This is a genomic window from Nonomuraea sp. NPDC051298 (genome assembly GCF_055586305.1).
Genome location: NZ_JBVJIM010000015.1, coordinates 1 through 23,781 on the forward strand (window position 1 = coordinate 1; position 23,781 = coordinate 23,781).

Annotated in this window: 20 protein-coding genes; 14 read left to right on the plus strand and 6 right to left on the minus strand. The window is 68.1% G+C overall.

The genetic code is table 11. The features are described from left to right. Nucleotides 1-386 (plus strand): transposase (locus ACZ6S0_RS34515; protein WP_465923513.1); only part of this gene is annotated, 386 nt, incomplete at its 5' end. 37 nt (nt 387-423) lie between these two features. Beyond that, entirely contained in the window at nt 424-1,077 is a 654-nt protein-coding gene (locus tag ACZ6S0_RS34520; RefSeq protein ID WP_465923514.1) for an integrase core domain-containing protein, read from the plus strand. 789 nt (nt 1,078-1,866) lie between these two features. Here the strand turns inward: ACZ6S0_RS34520 and ACZ6S0_RS34525 are convergent. Both ACZ6S0_RS34525 and ACZ6S0_RS34530 read right to left on the minus strand, forming a co-directional pair. Continuing rightward, a complete protein-coding gene (locus ACZ6S0_RS34525; protein WP_465923515.1) occupies nt 1,867-2,082 on the minus strand; it encodes a hypothetical protein in 216 nt (71 codons plus the stop codon). A 110-nt stretch (nt 2,083-2,192) separates the two neighbouring features. Further along, complete coding sequence (locus ACZ6S0_RS34530; RefSeq protein WP_465923516.1) at nt 2,193-5,084, minus strand: helix-turn-helix transcriptional regulator; 2,892 nt, start codon at nt 5,082-5,084, stop codon at nt 2,193-2,195. Between the two features lie 271 nt (nt 5,085-5,355). Between ACZ6S0_RS34530 and ACZ6S0_RS34535 the strand changes: the two genes are divergently transcribed. The 5 genes from ACZ6S0_RS34535 (at nt 5,356) to ACZ6S0_RS34555 (ending at nt 12,982) form a co-directional block, all read left to right on the plus strand. Continuing rightward, on the plus strand, nt 5,356-9,459 hold the full coding sequence (locus ACZ6S0_RS34535; protein ID WP_465923517.1) for a HAMP domain-containing protein: 4,104 nt from the start codon (nt 5,356-5,358) through the stop codon (nt 9,457-9,459). 159 nt (nt 9,460-9,618) lie between these two features. Then, nucleotides 9,619-10,518, plus strand: coding sequence for a sensor histidine kinase (locus ACZ6S0_RS34540; RefSeq protein WP_465923518.1), 900 nt, complete (start codon nt 9,619-9,621; stop codon nt 10,516-10,518). A gap of 584 nt (nt 10,519-11,102) precedes the next feature. Then, complete coding sequence (locus ACZ6S0_RS34545) at nt 11,103-11,342, plus strand: PIN domain-containing protein (RefSeq protein WP_465923775.1); 240 nt, start codon at nt 11,103-11,105, stop codon at nt 11,340-11,342. Between the two features lie 149 nt (nt 11,343-11,491). Beyond that, on the plus strand, nt 11,492-12,157 hold the full coding sequence (locus tag ACZ6S0_RS34550; protein ID WP_465923519.1) for a hypothetical protein: 666 nt from the start codon (nt 11,492-11,494) through the stop codon (nt 12,155-12,157). 45 nt (nt 12,158-12,202) lie between these two features. Further along, nucleotides 12,203-12,982, plus strand: coding sequence for an acyl carrier protein (locus tag ACZ6S0_RS34555; protein ID WP_465923520.1), 780 nt, complete (start codon nt 12,203-12,205; stop codon nt 12,980-12,982). A gap of 73 nt (nt 12,983-13,055) precedes the next feature. On the opposite strand, the gene ACZ6S0_RS34560 is transcribed toward ACZ6S0_RS34555, so the two are convergent. The 3 genes from ACZ6S0_RS34560 to ACZ6S0_RS34570 are packed head-to-tail and all read right to left on the minus strand — an operon-like array spanning nt 13,056 to nt 16,823. Then, nucleotides 13,056-14,261 carry an FAD-dependent oxidoreductase gene (locus ACZ6S0_RS34560; RefSeq protein ID WP_465923521.1) on the minus strand — a complete coding sequence of 402 codons (1,206 nt, stop codon included), beginning with the start codon at nt 14,259-14,261 and terminating at the stop codon, nt 13,056-13,058. Then, nucleotides 14,258-15,454: an FAD-dependent oxidoreductase gene (locus tag ACZ6S0_RS34565; protein ID WP_465923522.1), complete on the minus strand. Its 1,197-nt coding sequence runs from the start codon at nt 15,452-15,454 to the stop codon at nt 14,258-14,260. Before ACZ6S0_RS34565 ends, ACZ6S0_RS34560 begins: the two co-directional genes overlap by 4 nt. 1 nt (nt 15,455) lies before the next feature. Continuing rightward, nucleotides 15,456-16,823 carry an FAD-dependent monooxygenase gene (locus tag ACZ6S0_RS34570; protein WP_465923523.1) on the minus strand — a complete coding sequence of 456 codons (1,368 nt, stop codon included), beginning with the start codon at nt 16,821-16,823 and terminating at the stop codon, nt 15,456-15,458. 78 nt (nt 16,824-16,901) lie between these two features. On the opposite strand from ACZ6S0_RS34570, the gene ACZ6S0_RS34575 reads away from it, so the two are divergent. From ACZ6S0_RS34575 to ACZ6S0_RS34585, 3 genes are all read left to right on the plus strand, one after another. After that, nucleotides 16,902-17,522, plus strand: coding sequence for a TetR/AcrR family transcriptional regulator (locus ACZ6S0_RS34575; RefSeq protein WP_465923524.1), 621 nt, complete (start codon nt 16,902-16,904; stop codon nt 17,520-17,522). A 125-nt stretch (nt 17,523-17,647) separates the two neighbouring features. Then, a complete protein-coding gene (locus tag ACZ6S0_RS34580; RefSeq protein ID WP_465923525.1) occupies nt 17,648-18,058 on the plus strand; it encodes a hypothetical protein in 411 nt (136 codons plus the stop codon). Nucleotides 18,059-18,330: 272 nt separating this feature from the next. Beyond that, a complete protein-coding gene (locus ACZ6S0_RS34585; protein ID WP_465923526.1) occupies nt 18,331-18,807 on the plus strand; it encodes a hypothetical protein in 477 nt (158 codons plus the stop codon). A 397-nt stretch (nt 18,808-19,204) separates the two neighbouring features. Here the strand turns inward: ACZ6S0_RS34585 and ACZ6S0_RS34590 are convergent, their stop codons facing one another. Beyond that, nucleotides 19,205-20,263, minus strand: coding sequence for a TerC family protein (locus ACZ6S0_RS34590; RefSeq protein WP_465923527.1), 1,059 nt, complete (start codon nt 20,261-20,263; stop codon nt 19,205-19,207). Between the two features lie 434 nt (nt 20,264-20,697). Between ACZ6S0_RS34590 and ACZ6S0_RS34595 the strand changes: the two genes are divergently transcribed. The 4 genes from ACZ6S0_RS34595 (at nt 20,698) to ACZ6S0_RS34610 (ending at nt 23,778) form a co-directional block, all read left to right on the plus strand. Further along, nucleotides 20,698-21,681, plus strand: a complete 984-nt coding sequence (locus tag ACZ6S0_RS34595) for an AraC family transcriptional regulator (RefSeq protein ID WP_465923528.1) — start codon at nt 20,698-20,700, stop codon at nt 21,679-21,681. 102 nt (nt 21,682-21,783) lie between these two features. Continuing rightward, nucleotides 21,784-23,007 (plus strand): styrene monooxygenase/indole monooxygenase family protein, encoded by a 1,224-nt coding sequence (locus tag ACZ6S0_RS34600; RefSeq protein WP_465923529.1) that lies wholly within the window; start codon nt 21,784-21,786, stop codon nt 23,005-23,007. Then, on the plus strand, nt 23,004-23,501 hold the full coding sequence (locus ACZ6S0_RS34605) for a flavin reductase family protein (protein ID WP_465923530.1): 498 nt from the start codon (nt 23,004-23,006) through the stop codon (nt 23,499-23,501). Before ACZ6S0_RS34600 ends, ACZ6S0_RS34605 begins: the two co-directional genes overlap by 4 nt. Nucleotides 23,502-23,544: 43 nt before the next feature. Further along, nucleotides 23,545-23,778: a hypothetical protein gene (locus tag ACZ6S0_RS34610; RefSeq protein WP_465923531.1), complete on the plus strand. Its 234-nt coding sequence runs from the start codon at nt 23,545-23,547 to the stop codon at nt 23,776-23,778. The last annotated feature ends 3 nt before the right edge of the window (nt 23,779-23,781 follow it).

Here is a 23,781-nt window from a genome sequence, read left to right on the forward strand (position 1 = left end):
TCGCCGGCCGCCCGGTGCGCGTCGTCATCCACCCCGCTGGTCTGCCCATGCAACACCTCCGGATCAAGGTGTTGCGACGACCGGTTGAATCCGCCCAGTACACCTCGGCCGAGTTCGCCAAGGTCTGCGCCGAGCTCGGCGTGCGCCAGTCCATGGGCGCCGTCGGTACCAGCGCCGACAACGCCGCCGCGGAGGCGTTCAACGCCAGCCTCAAACGCGAGACCCTCCAAGGCGCCAAGCGCTGGTCCTCAGCACGTGAGGCCCGCCTGGCCGTCTTCAAGTGGATCACTCGTTACAACACCCGCCGAAGGCATTCCACCCTCGGCTACCTCAGCCCAGTCGACTACGAGCAGCAGACCACCGCTAGAGTGCTGCTCGCCGCATAACAGCCCGGTGTCCACGCTTCGCGGCGAGCCCCCCACGGTGTGGGAGATCCTGCGCGCCGCCGGTATCGATCCGGCACCTCGCCGGGCTGGGCCGACCTGGCGGCAGTTCCTGACCGCGCAAGCCCACGCGATCATCGCGTGCGACTTCCTGGTGGTCGAGACCGCGCTTCTCAAACGGCTGTATGTGCTGGTCTTCATCGAGCACGGCACCCGGCGACTGCACCTGGCCGGAGTGACCGCGCACCCGACCGGAGCATGGACCGTGCAGCAGGCCCGCAACCTGGCGATGGATCTGGGTGACCGTCTCGCCGGGCTGCGGTTCATGATCCACGATCGGGATCCGCTCTTCACCTCCGCCTTCAGAGGGGTCTTCGCCGCCGAAGGGCTGCGGGTCGTCACCACCATGTCGCGGACGCCGAGGATGAACGGTATCTGCGAGCGGGTCATCGGTACCCTGCGCCGTGAACTCCTGGACCGGGTCCTGATCCTCAATGAACGCCACCTGGCGTTCGTACTCCACGAGTACCTGATCCACTACAACCGGCATAGGCCGCACCAGTCCCGACACCAACGTCCCCCGGACATCGCAACGCAGCCCGCCCGCGACGTGATCGACCTCAACAACCTGCGATCCATCCGCCGAAAACCCGTAGTTGCAGGAATGATCAGCGAGTACCACCACGCGGCTTAACCGCAGCTCAGGGCACGCAACGCCATATTCGAGCGGTACACCACGTGACCTGCGCTTTCTCGATTCTCGACCCTCTTCTGCGAGGCGGAGATGGCCGAGTTCATGCTCGTCACATGCTCTTCGGCACGCGTCCGACACATCGGCGGGCCGACAGCAAGATCGAAATGAGCCGGTTTGCGCTGCCGGGTATCGGGCGTCTAAGACCGAATCGTCCAGCCAGACCCGAGCGACACCCACCAGAAGAACGTGGTGGAAGGATTTGCGGGCGGGACACGCCCGGACTGACCGCGGACCCGTCCAAGCACTGGTCAAGCCTGCAGGTGCCGAATATTCATCCATGCAGGTCAAAGGCATGGCGGACGGCGCCTAATAGCGGCATGATGATCAGTCGTGCTGCTGCGCTTGGCCTACCTCACGGTGACGACCGTCTGCGCCTGCGGCGCCGGCACGCCGCAGGCAGTGCTCACCGGTGGCCAGGGCGCCCGCCCACCGTCCGATCCAGCGCCACCTTCTGCATGCGCTGCGCGAGTTCGAGACCTTCTACAACGAACACCGTCCCCACCGGGCCTCCGGCAGGCTGCCCCGCTTCGACCGCTCTCCGATGCCGACATCGACGTGGCGTCGATCACCTTGCTCGATGTCCGCCGACGTGATCGGGCTCGGGGGTGTACTGAAGGAATACCGACGCGTGGCTTGACCTGGCCGGATGACTAGTCGGCACCCGCAGGCGTGACCTGCGATTTCAGGATGGAAGTTAGCCAGTTGGAAGGAGCCGTCCCCATGTTCCGTTCAGTCGCGAGAACCGCGGCGCCGTACGATCGCGTCGCTGATCTGCCGTGCCGCTTCGAGCTCGGGCGCCACCCAGCGCAGGCCGGTGTCCCCCGCCTCCGCCGGCTCGGCGATCACCTGCGGCAACGGCCCCTCATCCACACCGGACCGCCACGCTGCCGGGTCTGGCCGCTCCGGCAGATGCCGGAACCGATCGTTCTGCGGCTCATCCTTCATATTGGACATGACGGCCACAACCCCGCCGAAGTTCCTCGCCAGATCATGACTTCTCCCACACATGCCCCCAGGCCCAGGCTCGAGGGACCGCTCCCACCAAGGGAGAGCGATCAGCGGCGGGAGTCGTCGTTCGCCGGTAGCTCATGAGGCGGTTGTTCGGCGGCGTCGCGAGCCAGTTCCACCCGGGAGGCGATGCCCAGTTTGCGAAAGATCTGGCGCAGGTGGAACGAGACCGTGTGGGGCGACAGGAACATCTGGGTGGCCACCTGACGATTGGTGAGTCCTTGGGCGACGAAGGTCGCGACCCTGTGTTCGGTGTCGGTGAGGCTGCTCCATCCGCTGCTGGGCCGCTCGGCGTAGGCCCAGTGGCGGCGGCGTACGCCCAACTCCCGCAGCCGCGCACGCGTCCGGGCCGCGTCCCGCGTTGCGCCGACTTTCAGGTAGCCGTCGGCTGCCTCTTCGAACCTGGCGATGGCGGCCTTTGTGTCGCCGCAACGGGCACCGTCCGAGGCGCCGGAGAGCAGCAGGACGCCCAGGTCCTCTGCGGCGGAGGCGGCGCCCCACGGGTCGCTGTGGTGGGCTGTCGCCTCGGTCAGCGCTGTGGCGTCCCCGTGGAGGATTCCGTGCGCATGAGCGGCTGAGGCGGCGAGACCGGGGAAGCCGGGATTGTCGTGCGCGATCTGCCGGGCCGTCTCCGCGACGTGCGCGGCGGCCGAGCGGCGTCCTGCCGCCAGGGCGGTACGGGTCATCCAAGCCGCCGCGTTCGGTTCGAGCATGAACATCCAGCGCCGTTCTCTGACGTCCGCATAGCAGCTCTCGAGCGCCTCCATGGCTCGTTCCGGGCCGTCCCGGGCCTCACGGAGCAGCGCAATCGCCCAGGCAGCCCAGACCGACCCGTACGTGGGGCCGTGCGCCGCTTGTTGCGCGATCTCCAGGCGCTCAATGTGCCGCGCGGCCGCTTCCACGTTGCCGCGGCGCAACTCGACGATGGACATGACGGCCAGCCCGAGCAGCGCGTACGCGTGCGCGCCCATCTCATCGGCGGCCTTCAGCCCCGCCTCGGCCTCTGCGACGGCATCGTCCGGGTGGCCGGTGGCCAGCGACAGGCAGGCCCGGAAGAAGGCGGGGCTGGCGATGTGGGCCGCCGGTCCATTGGCCTCGAAGTCGGCGGCGGCGGCCTGGATCACGCTCTGGGCCTCCGCGTACCGTCCCACCCCGAAGAGGCAGCGGACCATGAACAGTCGTGGCTGGGCGCGCCGGGCGGCGATGGATCCGGTGTTCGCGATGCGCACTGCGTCGTGGATGTCGCGGAACGCGTCGTCGGCCCGCGCATCCTCCCAGGCGATGTGCGCGCTGAGCAGCAGTGCCCCGACCAGTGCGGTGTCCTTGTGCGCCGCCCGGTCCGCGAGGACCGTCTTGGCCCGCTCACGGCCCCGCCCGAAGTCGTGCAGTCCTATCAGCCCGTGAAACACCATGAGCTCGGCGACGCCGCGCAGCTCGTCGCCGAGGGCGCGCCGCGCGAGCAGGTCCTCGGCCTCGGCCACGGCCTCGGCCGCGCGACCGCTCTGCAGCAGGACGGAGGCCAGTTCACACCGCAGGCGATCGGTCCATGGCCCGGGTGGCGCACGCACCAGCGCCGCCCGCGCGGATTCGATCGCCTCGGCGAGCCGTCCCGCGGCCGTCAGCGTCTCCACCGCCACCGCCGTACGTGGCAGGAGGTCGCAGTCGCCCGGGGTGGTGAGTTCGAGCGCACGGACGGCGAGATCCACCGCGGACTGCGGCGAGTAGGGCAGCACCGCGCGTGCGGCACGGTCCAGCCCGTCGAGCGCCCGCGAATCGCCGATCTTGGCGCAGCGCATGAAGTGCGCGGCGGCGGGCACGATCGCGCCGCGTTGCAGCAGCATGCATCCGGCCCGTCGCTGCAGTGCCGTGCGCACCGGCTCGGAGATCATGTCCGTTACGACCTGCCACAGCAGGTCGTGCCGGAATGTCAGCCGACCGGCCGTGGGCATGACGATGCCCGCGCGAACCACCTCGGCGAGCCCCGGCAGCAGCCGGTCGACCGGCTCTCCGAGCATCTCGGCCAGATCGTCCACGGAGAACGATCGGCCCAGGATCGCGGCCACCTGGAGCAGATGCCGGGTCGACGCGGACAATCCGACCAGTGAGCTACTCGCGCCGGCCTGGACTCCCGCCGTCGAGGTCAGCCGGGCGCTGCCCGTGGTGACCTCGACCACGCCGGCGAGCTTGCACGCTCTCAGCAGCTCGACGAGCAGGAATGGATTTCCTTTCGCGTCCGCCGCCATCTCCAGGGTGTCCGGCTCGGGCGGCGCGCCGAAGACGTCGGCGGCGATCTCAGCCACCGCCAGGTCGTCGAGCGGCCCGAGGACGACCCGGTCGGCGCCCTCATGCTCCAGCAGTTCGTAAAGCCCGTCCACGCCGCGGTCGCCGATCCCGCTGGTACGGGCCAGAATCCACCCCAGTGGATACGAGGCCAAGTCCGGAAGCAGCGACCGCAGCACCATCTGGGTGGTCGGATCGGCCCAGTGCAGGTCGTCCAGGGTGATCAGCATCGGGCCCCGCCCGACTCGTTCCTCCAGCAGGGCGCACAACCGCTCCACCAGCGACAGCCGTAGATCAGCCGCCTCGGCGGACCACGTCGGCTCCGGCATCGGCTCCGGTGAGGTGAGTGTCGGCTCGTCGAAGGCCGCCGCCAGAGGCACCAGGGGAGCCAGGCGCTCGAGTTCGTCGGCTGCGCCGTGGGCGACCGCGATACGAGTCCGCGCGGCGGCTTCGGCGGCCTCGTGGAGCAGTTGGGTCTTTCCCATCCCTGACTGGCCCTCGACCAGCACGATGCCGCCCCGGCCCGTATCGATGGCCCGCAGGAGGTCGGTGACGGAACGCCATTCATGGGCACGGCCGCGCCAGCCAGGCCAGGACGACGGCGACTCGGTCTTCGCGCCGACGGGTTCTGGGGAGTTTTTCCCCCGGTTGCCCCCCATGGCTACATAAGACAACGAGTTAGGTAAAGGCGCAACATTTCCCGGGTTCTGCCGCCGTGTGGTCGCGGTCACCGGCGATCTCCATGAAGTGCGCGGCATCGGGTCACATCAAAGGCAACACATGGCAGATTAACGTGTCGGTCAGGCCATGTCATCTGAACCAAATACCCCACCGCCCAATCCCCAAATAACACCAAAAAAGACAAAAGGGCGAGTTATCGGGATAACATAGCTAAATTCGGGATGGACGCCGACGAAGGGGGATACGTCAATGGGTGTCCAGAACGCCACCTCTCCATCCACGATTCGGCCGATCGAGTTGCGCCCGCTGCTGGCGGCGATGGAGGCGTTTCGCGATGGGGACTTCCGGGTCCGCCTGCCGGCCGACCAGGACGGCGTGCTCGCCGAGTTCGCCGCCGTCTTCAACCAGATCGCCGACCGCAATCGGCATTTCGTGGACGAGATGAACCGGGTTCACCGCGAGGTCGTACGTCACGGCCGGCTCGACGAGCGGCTGTCAGCCAGCCCCGGCCAGGGCGCCTGGGCGGCGGCCGTCGGTACGGCGAACTCTCTCGTCGATGTGCTGGTCGTGCCGACCGCCAACGCGACGCGCGTCCTGGAAGCGGTCGCGGGGGGCGACCTCACCCAGCGGGTCGATCTGCATGACGACCGCCGGCCACTGTGCGGCAGCCTGCGTCGGCTCGGGCAGACGGTCAACCAGATGGTCGACCAGTTGTCACTGTTCACCGGCGAGGTCACCCGGGTGGCCCGCGAGGTGGGCGCGGAAGGACGCCTCGGCGGTCACGCCAAGGTGAAGGGACAGTCCGGCAGTTGGCGGGACGTGACGGAGGCCGTCAACACGATGGCCAGCAGGCTCACCGCCCAGGTGCGGGACATCGCGGTGGTGACGACGGCCGTCGCCCGCGGCGACCTGACCCGGTCGGTGACCGTCGAGGCGACGGGTGAGCTGCTCGAACTGAAGCTCACCGTCAACACGATGGTGGACCAACTGTCGGCGTTCGCCGACGAGGTCACCCGAGTGGCCCGCGAGGTCGGCACCGAGGGCAACCTGGGCGGACAGGCGCAGGTCCGCGGCGTGTCAGGAGTGTGGAAGGACCTCACCGACAACGTCAACTTCATGGCGCTCAACCTCACCACCCAGGTCCGTAACATCGCCGATGTGACGACGTCCGTGGCCAACGGCGATCTGTCGAAGAAGATCACCGTTGACGCCCAGGGCGAGATCCTGCAGCTCAAGAACACTGTCAACACCATGGTGGACCAACTGTCCGCGTTCGCCGACGAGGTCACCCGAGTCGCACGGGAAGTCGGCACGGACGGGCGACTCGGTGGGCGAGCCCACGTCCGCGGCGTCTCAGGAGTGTGGAAGGACCTCACCGACAACGTCAACTTCATGGCCGACAACCTCACCTCCCAAGTACGCAACATCGCCCAGGTCGCCACGGCGGTGGCCGAAGGAGACCTCGGCAAGAAGATCGACGTCGATGCGCGGGGCGAAATCCTGGAACTGAAGTCCACGATCAACACGATGGTCGACACGCTGTCGTCGTTCTCCTCCGAAGTGACCCGAGTGGCCCGCGAGGTCGGCACCGAGGGCAACCTGGGCGGACAGGCGCAGGTCCGCGGCGTCTCAGGAGTCTGGAAGGACCTCACCGACAACGTCAACGAACTCGCGCTCAACCTCACCACCCAGGTCCGTAACATCGCCGATGTGACGACGTCCGTGGCCAACGGCGATCTGTCGAAGAAGATCACCGTTGACGCCCAGGGCGAGATCCTGCAGCTGAAGAACACTGTCAACACGATGGTGGACCAACTGTCGGCGTTCGCCGACGAGGTCACCCGAGTGGCACGGGAAGTCGGCACGGACGGGCGACTCGGTGGGCGAGCCCACGTCCGCGGCGTCTCAGGAGTGTGGAAGGACCTCACCGACAACGTCAACTTCATGGCCGACAACCTCACCTCCCAAGTACGCAACATCGCCCAGATCGCCACGGCGGTGGCCGAAGGAGACCTCGGCAAGAAGATCGACGTCGATGCGCGGGGCGAAATCCTGGAACTGAAGTCCACGATCAACACGATGGTCGACACGCTGTCGTCGTTCTCCTCCGAAGTGACCCGAGTGGCCCGCGAGGTCGGCACCGAGGGCAACCTGGGCGGACAGGCGCAGGTCCGCGGCGTCTCAGGAGTCTGGAAAGACCTCACCGACAACGTCAACGAACTCGCGCTCAACCTCACCACCCAGGTCCGCGCCATTGCCGAGGTGACCTCCGCCGTCACGCAGGGCGACATGTCAAGAACCATCACGGTTGAGACCCGCGGTGAGGTCTCCGAGCTCAAGGACAACATCAACCAGATGGTCTCCAACCTTCGGGAGACCACGCGCGCCAAGGATTGGCTGGAGGGCAACCTCACCCGCCTGGCCGGGCTGATGCAGGGTCACCGCGACCTCACGGAGGTCGCCGACCTGGTGCTGCGCGAGCTCACGCCGCTGGTCAACGCGCAGTTCGGCGCGTTCTTCCTGGCCGAGACGGACAGCGAGGGCGGACCCGCGAGAGGGCTCGCCTACATCGCCGGCTATGGCTCGCAGGGGCGAACCGTCGATACCACCGGGATGCCGGGGCATGGCCTCGTGGAGCAGGCCGTCCGGGAGCAGAAGCGCATCCTCTTGGTGGACGCCCCGTCCGACTACATCACCATCCGCTCGGGCCTCGGGCAGGGCACTCCGACGAGCGTCGTCATCATCCCGATTCCCTTCGAGGACAAGGTGCTCGGCGTCATCGAACTGGCCTCCTTCAGCCGCTTCTCCGACGTGCACCTGGCCTTCTTCGACCAGTTCGTCGACACCATCGGGGTCGCGATCAACACCATCATCGCCAACTCGCGCACGGAGGCGCTGCTCAGCGAGTCGCAGCGGCTGACGACGCAGCTCCAGGAACGCTCCGAGGAGTTGCAGAGGCAGCAGGCCGAGTTGCGGCGCTCCAACGAGCAGCTCGCGGAGAAGGCTGCGCTCCTCTCATCGGCCTCGCAGTACAAATCGGAGTTCCTGGCGAACATGTCGCACGAGCTACGCTCCCCGCTGAGCTCACTGCTCATCTACGCCCGGCTGCTGTCCGACAACTCCCAGGGTCACCTGTCCGCCGAAGAGGAGCAGTTCGCGCACAACATCTACTGGTCGGGGTCCGATCTGCTGCAGCTCATCAACGACATCCTCGACCTGTCGAAGGTCGAGGCCGGACGGATGGACATCCGGCCGAAGTACCTTCCGCTGGCCACGCTGCTCGACTACGTGAACACCACCTTCCGTCCCATCGCGGCCGACCATGGGCTCGAGTTCGGAATCGAGGTGGCCGAAGACGCGCCTCATGACCTTTACTCCGACGGGCAGCGGCTCCAGCAGATCCTGCGCAACCTGCTTTCCAACGCCTTCAAGTTCACCTCCGAAGGCCATGTCAAGCTGCGCGTGGAGCGGGCCGCCCAGGTCGACGGCGAGTCACCGGACTCGGCCGAGGGCGTCATCGCCTTCACCGTCGAGGACACGGGCATCGGCATCCCGCGCGAGAAGCTGACCACGATCTTCGAGGCGTTCGAACAGGTGCATGGTCCCAGCGGCCACACCAGCGGCACCGGTCTCGGCCTTTCCATCAGCCGCGAACTCGCCGGCCTGCTCGGCGGCAAGATCGTGGCCGAGAGCGGGCTGGGCCACGGCAGCACATTCACGCTGTACGTACCCGTGGTCCGCCTGACCCCGGACGAGCTGGAAGAAGAGCCGGCCGACCGCGGAGAGGCGGCCACAGCCGCACCCACGGAGATCGAGCCCGGACCCGCGGAGCCCACGCCCGGGGAGCCGCAAGCCGCCGCCGCGGGGCAACCTGCCGGGCTCAACGTCCGGAACGAGCTCGACGAGCGTACGAGCCGAGCGGACCGACCATCTGAGCGGAAGGCCGACCACACGGCGGAAGTGCTGTCAGGTGCCCAGGTCCTCATCGTCGACGACGACGCCCGCCTGGTCAACGCACTCACCCACGTCCTCGAACGGGCAGGGATGTCGGTGCTGCACGCCGCGAACGGCGAGGAGGGCATCGAGGCTCTCACGCACCACCCGCAGGTGTCGCTCGTCCTGATGGACCTCATGATGCCCGTGGTCGATGGCTATCAGGCCATGAGGGCGATCCGCAGCGATCCCCGGCACGCCGATCTCCCGATCATCGCGCTCACCGCCAAGGTCATCGCCGGGGAGCGGGAGAAGGCGCTCGCCGCGGGTGCCAACGAGTACGTGCAGAAACCCGCGGACGTGCACCTGCTGCTCAATGTCGCCTGCGACCTGCTGGAGGCGGACAGCTCCGAAGAGTAGCCGTTCGACGGGGCGCCGAAGCCGGATGGCGTGCTCACCGTGACCGGACGCTTCTCGTGTGACGCCAGAGGTGAGGGCGCGGACCGGAGCAGAGTTCCCGCCCTCAACCTGCACGGATGTGGGATGTGCAGGGTCGGGACGCCGGGGCACCATCGAACGATGGACCGCCTGATCAAGCTGCGCCAGTATGTCGACGCACTCGGCAATCCAGAAACCACGGACTGCGACGCGAACAGATGGCCCGTGCATGACGAGCTCCTGACGTTTCCCGGCGAGGACGAGGTCACCCGGCTCACCCGATCCGTCACTCGTTGCATGGGACGGCTGGAGCAGGCGCTCCGGCAGCAGCGACGGTTCGCCTCCGAAGTGTCGCATGAGCTTCGTAACCCCATAGCCGGGTTGCGCCTCCGCTTGGAGGAGGCGCAGTTGCATCCACGTCAGACGTGCATGGAGGACCTGGTCGAGCAGGCATTGTGCGATGTCGACCGGCTGGAGGCGATCGTCGCCGACCTGCTGCTCCTCTCGCGGATCGAGGCGATGGGGAACAAGAACCGGCACAACGGTGCCAGGAAGCCGACGGCGGTCAACCTGGCGGAACTGGTGGCCGCAGAGTCCCTGCGCCGAGCGGACCGGCTCAGCAACGAACTTCGGCTCGAACCCGCCGTGATGGTCATGGGCATCCGCAATGATCTCATGCGGGTGCTCACGAACCTGCTGGACAACGCCCATCGGCACGCGAGGCACCAGGTAGTGGTGGAAGTACACCGCAACGGGAAAAGCGCTGAACTGATCGTCTCCGACGACGGCGATGGGATCGCCGAGGCCGACCGCAGTCGGATCTTCGAGCGATTCGTACGTCTCACCGCCTCTTGCAAGCGTGACCGTAACGGCACCGGACTCGGGCTGCCGATCGCCCTCGAAATCGCCCACGCCCATCGCGGCACCATCGAGGCAGACAGGTCCGCCAGTGGCGGAGCCCGCTTCGTGTTCCGGCTTCCGCTGGCAGCTCACCTGGCATCGTCCGGCAAGCCCCTCTCGCACGCCACAGGAACCCGCTGAAGCCCTGCTCTACCAATTCCCGGCGGTGGCGGCGGCCGGCAGGAACTCGTTGCGCAGGCCCTCCCAGTGAACGTTGTCGCCGGCCATCGAACAGACGTAAGTGTTGGCTTTGAACCCGCCAACAACGCCCACCTGATCAAGACGAGCACGTCGTGGTGCCGCTGGAGGGCCGGGTTCAGCGCCGAAAGGTGCTCAGCGGAGCCATCAACGAGTACCGGAGGGCTGCCTGACAGACCCGAAGAAACACCAGCTCAAACCGTGTGTACGAGTTTTGAAGCGGAACAGGCGGCCTGGCCGCCCTGCTGGCAGGCAAGCCGAACGACGGCTTCACACTGCGCCCGGTCAACGTGCGCTGACCCGCACCACCGGCCGGCGCGACCGTGACACAGCCATGACACGGCGCGGACGAGGCGGGGACACGGTCGGCCGGCAACCGGCGCCTGTTCCTGCCGAGCGCTCGACTGCACGCAACGGTGAGCCCGAGGCCACCCAATTCGCCCACGCCATCGCCGCGGCCCGTGTGTCGTATCTCGGCCGTCAACTACGTCGAAGCGGCCATTGTGGCGGACAACCGTGGTGAGGCCATGTGCAACGCCTTCGACACACCAGTTGATGAGATGGGCCTCATCATCGAGCCGGTGACACCCCATCAGGCCAGGATCGCGCGCCGGGCGTACCAGATCTACGGCAAGGGCAACAATTCCAAGGCCAAGCTCAACATGGGCGACTGCTTCGCCTACGCCCTCGCCAAAGACCTCGACCAACCCCTGCTCTTCAAAGGCGAGGACTTCCCGCACATCGACATCACCCCCGCACAGCCCTGACGATTTCCTGGTCGGGAGCGGCATCGTGGCGATCTGCCGCCATGGCAAGCACAAGCAGGCAATCGGCATCCTCGACCTGCCGCTGCCCGACCCGCCACCGGCCGGAGCCGAATGGATCCATGCCTTCCGCCGCTGGGCCGGGTGAAAGCATGAGCGAATACCAGTGCTACGAGTTCCTGGCCATCGACCGGCCTCTCACCGACCAGCAGCAGGCTGAGGTGCGCGCCCTTTCCACCCGGGCCCACATCACCGCCACCAGCTTCACCAACGAATACCACTGGGGCGATTTCCGCGGGGACCCGTCCCGCATGGTAGAGCGTTACTACGACGCCCACCTGTACCTGGCCAACTGGGGCGCCCATCGGGTCATGCTCCGCCTGCCCGCGGCCGTGCTCGACCTCAAGCAGGCCCAACGCTACTGCGTAGGCGACCAGGTCAGCGCCTGGACCAGCGGCGAACACCTCATCCTCGACTTCACCAGCGAGGCGGAAGAGGAGTACTGGGAAGACGACGTCGAACGCTCGCTGTCGGCGATCGTCGGCATCCGCGCCGAACTGGCCACAGGTGACCTGCGGCCGCTCTATCTGGCCTGGCTGTCGGCGTACGGGACCTGGGAGCGTGACGAGGACGCCTTCGACTACGAGGAAGAGGACGAACTGGAGCCACCCGTCCCGCCGGGACTGGGTACGCTCAGCGCGCCGCAACGGGCCCTGGCTGACTTCCTGCGTCTGGACGACGACCTGCTCGCCGCCGCCGTCGAAGCCAGCCCGCCAACGCAAGCCGTACGGCATGATCGAAAGACCCTGGCCGCCTAGATCGGCGCTCTGTCTGCCAAGCGCAAGGACGCGCTGCTGCTGCGGGTGGTCGAGGAGGACGCCGCACGGGTCCGCTGGGAACTGCTGCGCGAGTTCGGCGGCGAAACCACCGACCAAGAGGTGGAGGCGGGACGGACGATCGCCGAACTGCTGGACACCGCCGCCGTCCGCCGCCACGCCCGCGAGCAACAGGAGTCGGCCCGGCACGCCGAAGAACAAGCCCGCCGGGAACAGCAGCAACGGCAAGCCCGGGAACTCCACCTGAACCGACTCGCCCAGGACCTCGAAGCGGCATGGGACCGGGTGGAGGCCTCCATCGCCACCAAGAAGCCCCGCGAATACGACCAAGCCGTCGAGCTCATCCGCGACCTGCACGCCCTGGCCATCCGCGACGAGCATACCGACACCTTCACCCAGCGCCTTACCCATCTCCGCGAGAGACACCAGGGCACGTCAAGCGACTCAACAACCTGGGCATCATGGCCGAGTGACCGGCGATTTCCAGGTCTGGCAATCATCGATCCAGCTACCGAGACTGCAGACGGATCAAGCGTCCTGGCCGGCCCAATGGATGGGAGAATGCGCACGGTCGAGGACGCCGCCCGCCGTCAGGTGACCGCCCGGGCCGACTACCTCAACCTCCCTGCCGACCGGATCGACCCGGCCGCTCCCCTGCAGACCTACGGCCTGGACTCGATTCTCGCCCTCACCCTCAGCGTCGACATCGAAGACCACTTCGGCCTGCTCGTCGACGCCGAGCTGGCCGGGGACCTGGAGACCATCGACGCCATCACCGCCCACCTCGCCCACGCCCTCACCCCCTGACAGAAACTAGGCCCGAGGCCCTGACCTGCATATTTCACGACTGCACCCCGTTGGTCAGCCAACTCGCTGGTGCTCACCGATCAGCGGAGCCGGGCGGGGTTGTGATGCGTTCAGGCCGGAGGCCGACCCCGACCATGTACGCCATCGTCTGGCGGGCCAGGCGTGAGCCCGCGATCGGTTGACGGAGCCGGTCTCCCCTCATGGCCGGTTCGACGCCGAAACGCTGGATCAGCCGCTGCAACGTCTGGGCCGCCACAGTCGGCAGTCGTCTTCTCCGTTTCACCGCGGCCAGCGCGGCCGCTGGAATCGGGGTGCCGTGTCGTTGCGCGCGCAGCAGGGGCGCCGTCAGCAGGTTCGCCGTGGCGACGGCGTCCTGGATGGCGAGGTTGACGCCGAATCCGCCGATCGGTGACATGGCGTGCGCGGCATCGCCGATGCACAAGAGCCCGGGGGCGTGCCAGCGACGTAGCGGGTCGATGCGCACGTCGAGTCGGTGGAGCTCGTGGATCTCGCTCACTCGGTCGGCGAGGAAGGGGGCGAGCGCGGCCACCTGTTCTCTTACGTACTCGATACCGGACGGCGCCGTGCCCTTGGTGATCTCGAAGCTGGCCTGCCAGTAGCTTCCCCGATCGATCAGGCTCAGGACGGAGCCGCCTCCGACCCGGATGCACAATCCTTCGTCCGGATCGTCGTCCCGACGGCTGATCTTGAACAGTCCCACATCGGTGGGTGCGCCGAAGGCTCGTGAGGGCAGGGCTGCGGCCAGGCGGATCGCGGAGTGGCGGCCGTCCGCGCCGACGGTGAGCTGGGCCCGTAGCTCGTGCTCGCCATCGGCATCGCGGAATCGCACGCCGGTCACACGCCCGCCGTCGCGTACGAGGTCGTGGGCCTGAGACCGCATGAGGAGCCGGAAGGCCGGCAGGCCGGCGCCGACCTCGGCCAGCAGGTTCAGGAACTCCCACTGGGGGATGAACGCCAGGTACGGGAACCGCACGCGCAGCAGCCGGAAGTCGGCCATCTCCACCCGTCGGCCACCCTGCACCATTTCGATGGCCGGAACTTTGCGATGTGGCAGCGCGTGGAAACGGTCGATCAGTCCGAGTTGGTCCAGGACCTCCAGGGTGGCGGGGTGCACGGTGTCGCCACGGAAGTCCCGCAGGAAGTCGGCGTGCTTTTCCAGCACCGTGACCTGGATGCCGGCTCTGGCCAGCAGGAGGCCGAGCATCAGGCCGGCGGGGCCGCCGCCGGCCACGCAGACGGTGGACTCGATGCGGTTCACCTGATGATCTTCCGGGCGATCGCGTCGATCGCGTTCATCGAGGACTCGACTGCTGCGAAGCCGCGCTCGATCATGGTGCGCTCGTAGGCGCTGATCGCCTCCAGCAGGGTGCTGCTGCCCTGTTGGACGGTGATCAAGTGGCGGGCCAGGTCGGCGGCATCGCTCAGCGCGGTGTTGGCGCCGGAGGCGCGGGAGGGCGGCATGGCGTGGACGGCGTCGCCGAGGAGCGTCACCTGGTCGCTCGCCCACGCCGGGATCGGGAGGGTCGTGCCGATGGAGAGATGGAAGGTCTGCTCGGGCCATGATCGCTCGATGATCCGCCGCATGGCCGGGTGCGCGTCCGCGGTGAGCTCGAGGGCTCGCCGGTGCAGCTCGGGTCCGGGCAGGTGGGCGTCGGACGCGTCGAGCCGGTCGCGGTGCACGGTGATCGCCCACATGACGAAGTCGCCGGCGTCGGTGAGGAGCACGTCTGGCGCGAGGTGTTCGGCGGTGGGCCGCGGCTGGTTCTCGAACCGCAGGTATCCGATCATCATCGCGGGGTCCATGCCCGTCACGGCCGCGAAGGCGTGCTCGATCCCGTCCGGGAGCGAGCGTTCGATCTCGCCGGTGATCGGGCCCTTGCCACCGATCCACCGGATCTCCAGATCCTGCACCCGCGCTTGCGGCAGGCGCTGAGTGCGTACGGCTGAGCCGATCCCGTCGGCGCCGACCAGGACGTCGCCGCTCTCGCTGGTGCCGTCGGCGAACCAGGCCCGGACCTGCCCTCGCTCGTCCTGCTCGTAGCGGGTGACCGCCTTGCCGAAGCGCACCACGCCGTCCAGGCCGCCGAGCATGATCTCGCGCAGGGTGTTCCTGCTGACCGCCCTGCCCGTCCTGATGATCGAGGTGCCGTCGGGGAGTGCGGGCAGGGGGACCTCCTCTAGCCGCTCGCCTTCGGCGTTGATCAGCATCATCCGCTCGCTCGGCTGACCGCGCGTGGCCTGGTACAGCTCGAAAAGCGGTCCGGGCAGGCAGGCGCGGAGCGCGTCCTCGCCGCGCTGGTCGATGTGGACGCGATGGCCCTGGGCTCGGCTGTACGGCCCGGCGTCGCGTTCGAGGACCAGCACGTCCACGCCGGCCTGGTGCAGTCGTTGGGCCAGGCAGAGCCCGCCCAGGCCGGCGCCCGCGATGAGCACGCGCAGGGGTTCGTTCATGTCAAGACCTTTCTCTGTGGAGGAGGCGCTCCAGCGCCTCGGTGAGGTGGTCGGGCTCGGTGGAGCGCCACGCGACGAAGCCGTCGGGCCGCACGAGCAGCGCCTCCGCTCCGCCGCCGCCCGCGCGTACCTCGACGCCGAGCGGGCCGGCGGCCGCGCGCCAGCGCTGTTCGTCGCCGTCGGCGAGCAGGACGAACGAGCGGGCCGACAGGTCGAAGTGCGGCACCATGCCGCCCGGCTGCCGTGTTGGCCTTCGTGGATCCTCGAACGGGTCGCCGGCGCCGTAGCGGTAGCCCAGCTCGAACGTCAGGCGATCCACCGTCAGCGCCTCGGCGGTCACGGTGGGCGCGGTCATGTGCGCAGGGAGCCTGCTCAGCCCGTCGCGCACGGTCAGCTCCGCCAGCGGCCTGCGCTCGGTGTCGTAGGTGTCGAGCAGGCCAGGACCCGCCTCGCCCGACAGGACCAGTGCGAGCTTCCATGCGAGGTTGTGCGCGTCCTGGATACGCGCGTTGCCGATCAGACCGGGTGTGGGCGGCGACACGTACGCGGACTTGCCCAGCAGCAGCACGCGCCCGGACACGAACCGGTCGGCGACCTCTGCCGCGATCTCGACCGGCTCGAGACCGACCAGTTCGACGGGTAGATCCGCACGCCCGACCGCGGTTCTGACCAGCTCCACGCACTGTTCGGTCGTGAGGCCGGTCATCGGCACGGTGAGCCCGAACATCCCTGGTTCCTCAGGCAGGAGCAGCCCGTTCACGCTGCCGAGCACATAGCCGTCGCTCAGATCGAGATCAGCACGGAAGCTGATGGTGAGCTGGCGGCCGAGCCTGCCGGGCCCGTGCGCGGACACCCCGGCCGCATCCCTGAGGGCGGAACCGGAGGCCGCGATCAGGTAGCGAGCCTCGACCGTCGTGCCGTCGTCCAGCACGCCCGTGACTCGGTCCGGACCGGCCTCGAAGCCGGTCAGCGTGACGCCCGGCCGTACCTCGGCACCGCGTTCGCGCGCCTGAGCGCGCATGACCGTCTCCAGTTCCCGCTCGTTGCAGGTGCACACGGGCACCTCGCTGACGGACGGGGGTATCGGGTCCCACGGCGAGGGCGAGCGAACGCTCGCCCTCGCCGAGCCCGTGACCGTGTCGGCCACGATCAGGCCGCCGCTCTCGCGCCCCAGCTCGATGGCGCGGACCGGCTCCTCCAACCCCGCTCCACGCAGCACCTGCATGGTGCGCGGATTGAGCCGGTGGTTCCTCGGCGCTCTGGGCATCTCCCGTTCGCGCTCCACCACCGAACACGTCACACCAACCTGGCCGAGGAGAGCCGCCACGGCCAGCCCACTCAAGCCGCCGCCGACGATCAACACATCCATTCTTCATCACCCGTTGGAGAATATAGCCAGACCGGCGAGATACTTCAACGCCTGTTGGAGAAAATGTAGGATCGCCTCATGACCGCACGATCAGGCCGGTGGCGCAGCGGCATGGAGAGCCGCCGCAAGATCCTCGAAGCCGCACGCGCCCGCTTCGCCAGCGACGGCTACGACAAGGCCACCGTGCGCGCCATCGCCGCGGACGCCGGCGTGGACCCTTCGATGATCAGCTATTTCTTCGGCGGCAAGGACAAGCTGTTCGCCGCCGCGCTGCGGGCGCCCGGCAGCCCACGCGAGCCGGTCGCCGCCCTGCTCGCCCATGGCAGCGCCGGAGTCGGCGCCGAGTTGGTCCGGCGCTTCCTCCAACTGTGGGACGCGAGCACGAGCCTGGAGCCGATCCTCGCCCTGACCATGTCCGCAGGCAGCCACGATCCGTCGGCGCAGATGCTGCGCGAGTTCATCGACAGGGAGTTCACCGCGCAGGTCGCAGAGAAAATCGAAGGTCCCGACCGCGCGATGCGCGCCGCCCTCATCACCGCCCAGCTCATGGGACTGGCGATCGCCAGGTACGGCCTGCGCGTCGCCCCTGTCGCCTCGGCCGACCACGACGACATCGTCGTATGGGCTGGGCCGATCGTGCAGAGCCTGCTCGACGGCGAGACGTTTCAGAGCGCAGGAAAGGACCTGGCTCCCGGATGAGCCGTCGAGCGGACGATCAGCCGATGGCCGTTCGTGGGGCAGCGAGGTCAGGAGAGCGGCGAGAGGGGCCGGTCGTCGATCTGCGGGCATGGTGTGTGTATCCGCTGGTGGTCCACGCACAGCCAGTGCATCGGTGCGCTGAGCTGGTGGCCTCGCTGACCGGGGCCACTCCTTCGCCCCCTTCCCCCATCTTCCCGGTACGGCCACCAGGCCCGCTCAACCGGGCGAACTGGCGGGTCGCCGCCGCGATCGAGGCACCCTACCGGGGCACGATCCGCACCTGGCGGGCCGAAGCACTCGGCCTGGAGGACGGCTTCCCGCCAATGGCCGAGCTGATCAAGACGGGCAGCGTGCTGCACGCCTGGAGCCCGCATCTGCTGCCCGCGCCCGCCGACTGGCCCACCTCCGCCCGCCCCATCGGCTGCTGGACGATGCCACCGGACGACACCTGGACCCCGCCCGAGCGCCTGGCCCGCTTCCTGGATCAGGAATGGCGTCGCCATTGCCGTCGCCCACCTGGCAAAGCTGGCGCGTAGCTAGCACTCACGACAGGGTCGCCATCGTGAGACCCGTCCCGGGACAGATCGCGCTACGCGCGTTACGCCAGGTGGAAAGGCCATCTCTTGCATCCCAGGTGAGAGCCGGTACACGCGTATCGGCACGGCACAGGGTGTGCAGGCAATTTCCGTCGTGGGCCAGCAGGCTCTCACCTTGAGGGAACATCACTTAGCGTCGTCGCATGATTACTTAGAGTTGGCAATGGCGGCCTGGACAGCAGCCGCCCCGTTCCATCCGGAAGGAAGTACGCATGGCCCGTACCTCATCACGCTCATCACGCCGCTCGCGTCGCACGGGACTCGCCGGGGCCGTCCTCGGCTCGGCTCTGCTGACGATGTCCACCGCGACACCGGCAAGCGCGGCCACGGTCCCCGTCCATGTCCAGTACCTGGATCAGGACGGCTGGGGCAACATCAAGTACGATGTCCGGTTCAACGGCACCGTCACCTCCCAAGGCCCCAACACGTACATCATCCACGGTGAACTCGACGCCTACTGCCACCACGCCACCTTGACGCACCAGTCCGTCCGGCTGGACGTCGGCGCCACACACGGCGCCGGGCAGGTCTACAGATTCTGGTGCGCTGACACTCCAGTCCCCATCCACGCCTACGGGTACAGGCACCAGGCCGGCGACACCGTCGATCTGAAGGTCGGCGCGACCAGCGGCACCTTCAACACCTACAACTTCGGCCCGACGTACAGGGTCGACATCGGAACCGACTAGTGACCCGGTAACGCACCACCCTGAATCGCGCGTCGCTACTCACGCGTGTCGGACGCGCCCCCCCGATCCCGTGAGCGGATCAGCAGCTCACCACCCCTCTCCCCGCACGTCCCTGTACGTGGTCCGCCTTCTAGGGCGTCAAGTGGACAGAGGCGCCGAGGGCGGCGCTGAGTGCTCCGCTTCTCCGGGCGGCTGGGGAATCGCCCCAGCCGCCCGGGACCCGCGCTCGCCGTCAGGGCCGTTCGGTGGTCAGGAATGCGTGGTCGCGGAGGCCGGAGACTGGATCAGCATCGTGCCAGGTCAGGAACGTTCAAGGTCCGCAGACCTCGCAAGGACTGGAGGTCAGGGCATGGACCGCAGGCCCGCGGACGGGCGCGAGCCTGCTCCCCACGGTCGGTCAGTTGCGTGCCGGATCGGCCGGCTCGGGCTCGGGCTCGGGCCCCGGCTTGGGCTCGGGCAGTTCGGCGTCCTGGCTCGGGTCGCGCCTGGACTTGATCAGGCTGGCCACCGTCGTGACGCCGAGCACGGTGACGATGACGGCCAGCGAGACCCAGTTGTTGATCTCGGGCACCCAGGTGACGTGCTCGCCGCCGTTGATGAACGGCAGTTCGTTCTCGTGCAGGGCGTGCAGGACGAGTTTGACGCCGATGAAACCGAGGATGACCGCCAGGCCGTAGGCGAGGTAGACGAGTTTCTCCACCAGTCCGCCGAGCAGGAAGTAGAGCTGTCTCAGCCCCATCAGCGCGAACGCGTTGGCCGCGAAGACCAGGTAGGCGTCCTGGGTGATGCCGAAGATGGCGGGGATGGAGTCGACCGCGAAGACCAGGTCGGCGCCACCGATGGCGATCATGACGATGAACATCGGGGTCAGCCAGCGGCGACCGTCGCGTTTGATGGTCAGCCGGGAGCCGTGGTACTCGTCGGTGACCGGAAACAGCTTGCGTACCAGTCGCACGACGCCGCCGTTGGGGTCGTAGTCCTCGTCCTCGTTGTTGTTGAAGGCGAACTTCCACGCGGTGTAGATCAGGATGCCGCCGAAGATCCAGAACACCCAACTGAAGCGCTGTACGGCCTGCGCGCCCACCCCGATGAAGATCCCGCGCATGACCAGCGCCATCATGATCCCGATGAGCAGCACGCGGTGCTGATGGATCGCGGGCACGGCGAAGCTCGCCATGATCATCATGAAGATGAACAGGTTGTCCACGCTCAGCGAGTACTCGGTGATGTAACCGGTGAAGTAGGCGGCCGCGTACTCGCCGCCGCCGAAGATCCACACACCTGCGCCGAAAGCGACGGCGCAGCCGACGTAGAAGGCGATCCACCGCGTCGCCTCGGCGATCGTGACCTTGTGGGGTCTCCTGTTGACGACGATCAGGTCGATGACGATGAGCCCGATCAGGGCCGCGATGGTGGCTACCCACAGCCAGGCGGGCACGGGCATAGGTGGGGGCATGAGCGCTCCTCCGACTTGGCGTTGACACGTCCGTCGGAGGTCTTCTCCGCCCGCATGACTGCGGACCGACCGCACCGGGCCCAAGACAGGTCCGTGATGACGACGCGGCCGCGAAGGAGTACTCCCCTCCAATTTTGTTGTGATTTTACATACGGAATGCAGTATGTGAAATACCCGAGCCTGGACTCGAGCTACCCGGGGCACCCACGCGGGAGCGCGGGAGATCCCCGGTCATACTCCATCCCGAAGGACATCCTGCCATGCCGGGCCCACTGGTCGATCTCCTCGCGGGGTCGAGTTTGCCTGGCCTCGCAGGTCATCGGGCGCAGCATGCGCCACGGTGTCCGCTGCGACGAACGCCGCGTACGCGGTTCAGGCTCTGTTGTGCGTCCTTTTACATGTAAGACCGGGGGCGAGAACGGCGATCATCTGGTGTGCTCCTCAGCAATCGTGCCGTCTTCGCCAGCTCCGACCTCGACGAGGTCCGCGGCGAGGTCGCCAAGGTGTTCTGCCCGCACCGGCTGGAGCTGGCCGGGGACGCGAACCTGCTGTCGGCCCGGTTCAACTCCGTCCAGCTCGGCTCGGTCCGCGTCAACTACCTCGACTACGGGGCCGACGTGCACATCGAACCAGGCGACCTCGACACGTTCTTCCTTGTCATGATCCCGCTCGCCGGGCGCAGCCTGATCCGCGTCGGTGACAAGGAGATCGTCTCGACCTCGTCGCTGGCCTCGCTGCCCTCGCCCACCCGCCACCTCGACATGCGCTGGGCCGCAGGCTGCCCCCAGTTGGTGGTCAAGTTCGAGCGCACCTCGATCGAGCGCTCGTTGGAGCAGATGCTCGGCGAACACCTCGACGCCCCGGTCGTCTTCGACCCCGGCATGGACCTGACGATGGGCTGGACCCGGTCCTGGCGGGACATGGCCGACCTGCTCGTCAGGGAGGCAGAGCGCGACGACGGGCTGACCGGCCATCCGCTGGCCATCGCGCACCTGGAGAACGCCCTGATCACCCTGCTGCTGACCATGCAGCCCTCCAACTACCTCGAGCGGCTGACGGCGCCCAGGCCGCCCGCTCTGCCGAAGGTCGTGCGCCGGGCGATGGAGTTCATGGAAGGGCACGCGCACCTCCCGCTCACCACCGCCGACGTCGCCGGCGCCGTCGCGGTCAGCAGCCGCTCTCTGCAGGAAGGTTTCCGCGCGCATCTCGGGCTGACCCCCATGGCCCACCTCAGGCAGGTACGACTGACGCGGGTCCACGACGAGCTCAGGACGGCCGACCCCGCCAGGGCCACGGTGACCACGGTGGCCGCCCGGTGGGGCTTCCTGCACCAGGGACGGTTCGCCGCCCAGTACCGCGAAAGGTACGGGCAGCCGCCGTCGGAGACGTTGCGCAGGGGTTCCGCGTCAGGTGGATGAGATCCGCGCTCAGCGGATGGCTCGGGCGGACGCGCCGACCGTACCTTTCTTGTCAGGCGCCGATCGCAACCTCCACTCCTGACACCGAAGGGACACACCACCATGCGCGAGATCCTCGTCGTCGGTGCCGGTCAAGCCGGTCTCCACCTGGCCATCGGCCTGCTTCAGCACGGCTACGACGTCACCGTGGTCTCCAACCGCACCCCCGAGTCCATCCGCGACGGCCGGGTGATGTCCGGCCAGGCCATGTTCGGCACCGCGCAGGCTCACGAGCGTGAGCTCGGCCTGGACCGGTGGGCCGACGTCTGCCCGCCCATCGAGGGCATCGCGCTCACGGTTCCCGGCCCGGAGGGCGGCAAGGCACTCGACTGGGCGGCGCGGCTGGACGTTCCCGCCCGCTCGGTCGACCAGAGGCTGAAGATGCCGGCCTGGATGGGCGAGTTCGAACGGCTCGGCGGCAAGCTCATCCTGCACGACGCCACCCCAGAGGACCTGGAGAGCTATGCCGCCCGGTACGACCTGGTCCTCGTCGCCGCGGGGAAGGGACAGATCGCCTCGCTCTTCGAGCGGGACCCCGCGCGCTCCCCGTACGCCGCTCCGCAGCGCGCGCTGGCGGTCACCTACGTCAACGGTCTCACCCCGCGGCCCGATCACTCGGCGGTCTGCTTCAACTTGCTCCCCGGCGTGGGCGAGTACTTCGTCTTCCCCGCGCTCACCCACACCGGCCCCTGCGAGATCATGGTGTTCGAGGGCGTGCCAGGCGGGCCCATGGACTGCTGGGGCGACGTACGCGGCCCCGCCGAGCATCTGGCCCGCAGCCGCCGAATCCTGGAGACCTTCTTCCCCTGGGAGGCCGAGCGCTGCGCCGGGATCGAACTCACCGACGCCAACGCGGTCCTGACCGGCCGCTTCGCCCCCACGGTTCGCCGTCCTGTCGCCGTTCTGCCCTCCGGCGCACCGGTGCTCGGCGTCGCCGACGTCGTGGTGCTCAACGACCCGATCACCGGGCAGGGCAGCAACAACGCCGCCAAGTGCGCCGCCACCTACCTGCGGGCCATCGTGGAGCGGGGCGCGCAGCCGTTCGACGCGGACTGGATGCGGCGGACCTTCGAACTCTTCTGGACGCAGGCCCAGCACGTCACGAACTGGACCAACGCCCTGCTGGCGCCTGCCGAACCCCACCACCTGGCGCTCCTGGGCGCCGCCGGGCAGCGTGCGGAGATCGCCTCCCGTTTCGTCAACGGCTTCGACAACCCGGCCGACTACGCCGACTGGTTCATGGACGCCGGCCGTGCCGAGGCGTACCTCAGCAGGGTCGCGGCATGAGATCGCTCCGTGAGGCCCTCGGGCAGTTCGCGACCGGGGTGGCGGTGATCACGACGGTGACCGCCGATGGGGAGCGGGCCGGCGTGACCGTCAACTCCTTCACCTCGGTCTCGCTCGAGCCGCCGCTGGTGCTCTGGTGCCTGTCGAACCGGGCGCCCAGCGCGCCGCTCTTCCTGCGGGCCGGACGGTTCGCCATCAACGTCCTCGCCGCCGACCAGGACCACCTGTCCAGGCGCTTCGCCACGCCCTCGACCGACAAGTTCGCCGGGGTGGAGCTGCTCGGCACGCCCCTGCCGGTACTCGCCGGGACGCTGGCCAGTTTCGTCTGCCGTACGGAGCGCGTCCACGACGGCGGCGACCATCACATCTTCATCGGGGCGGTGGAGCGCTACCAGCGGGCCGAAGGGGAGCCGCTCGTCTTCCACTCCGGCCGCTACCGGGAGTTCTGGCCCGAGATGACCGTCGGCGAGGGCCGCTTGGCCAGCAGCGCCTGAAGACCTGGAGCGGATCGAGGAGGCATCGCGTCAGGCGGGTGACGTGAGCCTCGGGTGCGTCAGGCGCACGGCGCTGCATGAGGAGTTCGTGGTCGAGCGGCGACTATGGCGGTTCGGTCTGGCTCCGGGAGAGGTCGGCGGCCTGCTGGCAGGTGATGGCTGGGTGGAGCGGGAGCAGGTCGGCGCCGCCGACTATCGCACCCGTTACCTGGAGCCGGCGGGCCGTGAGCTGCCGGTGTCCGACCTCGAACGCTTCGTCCACGCCGAGAAGCGGTAGCCG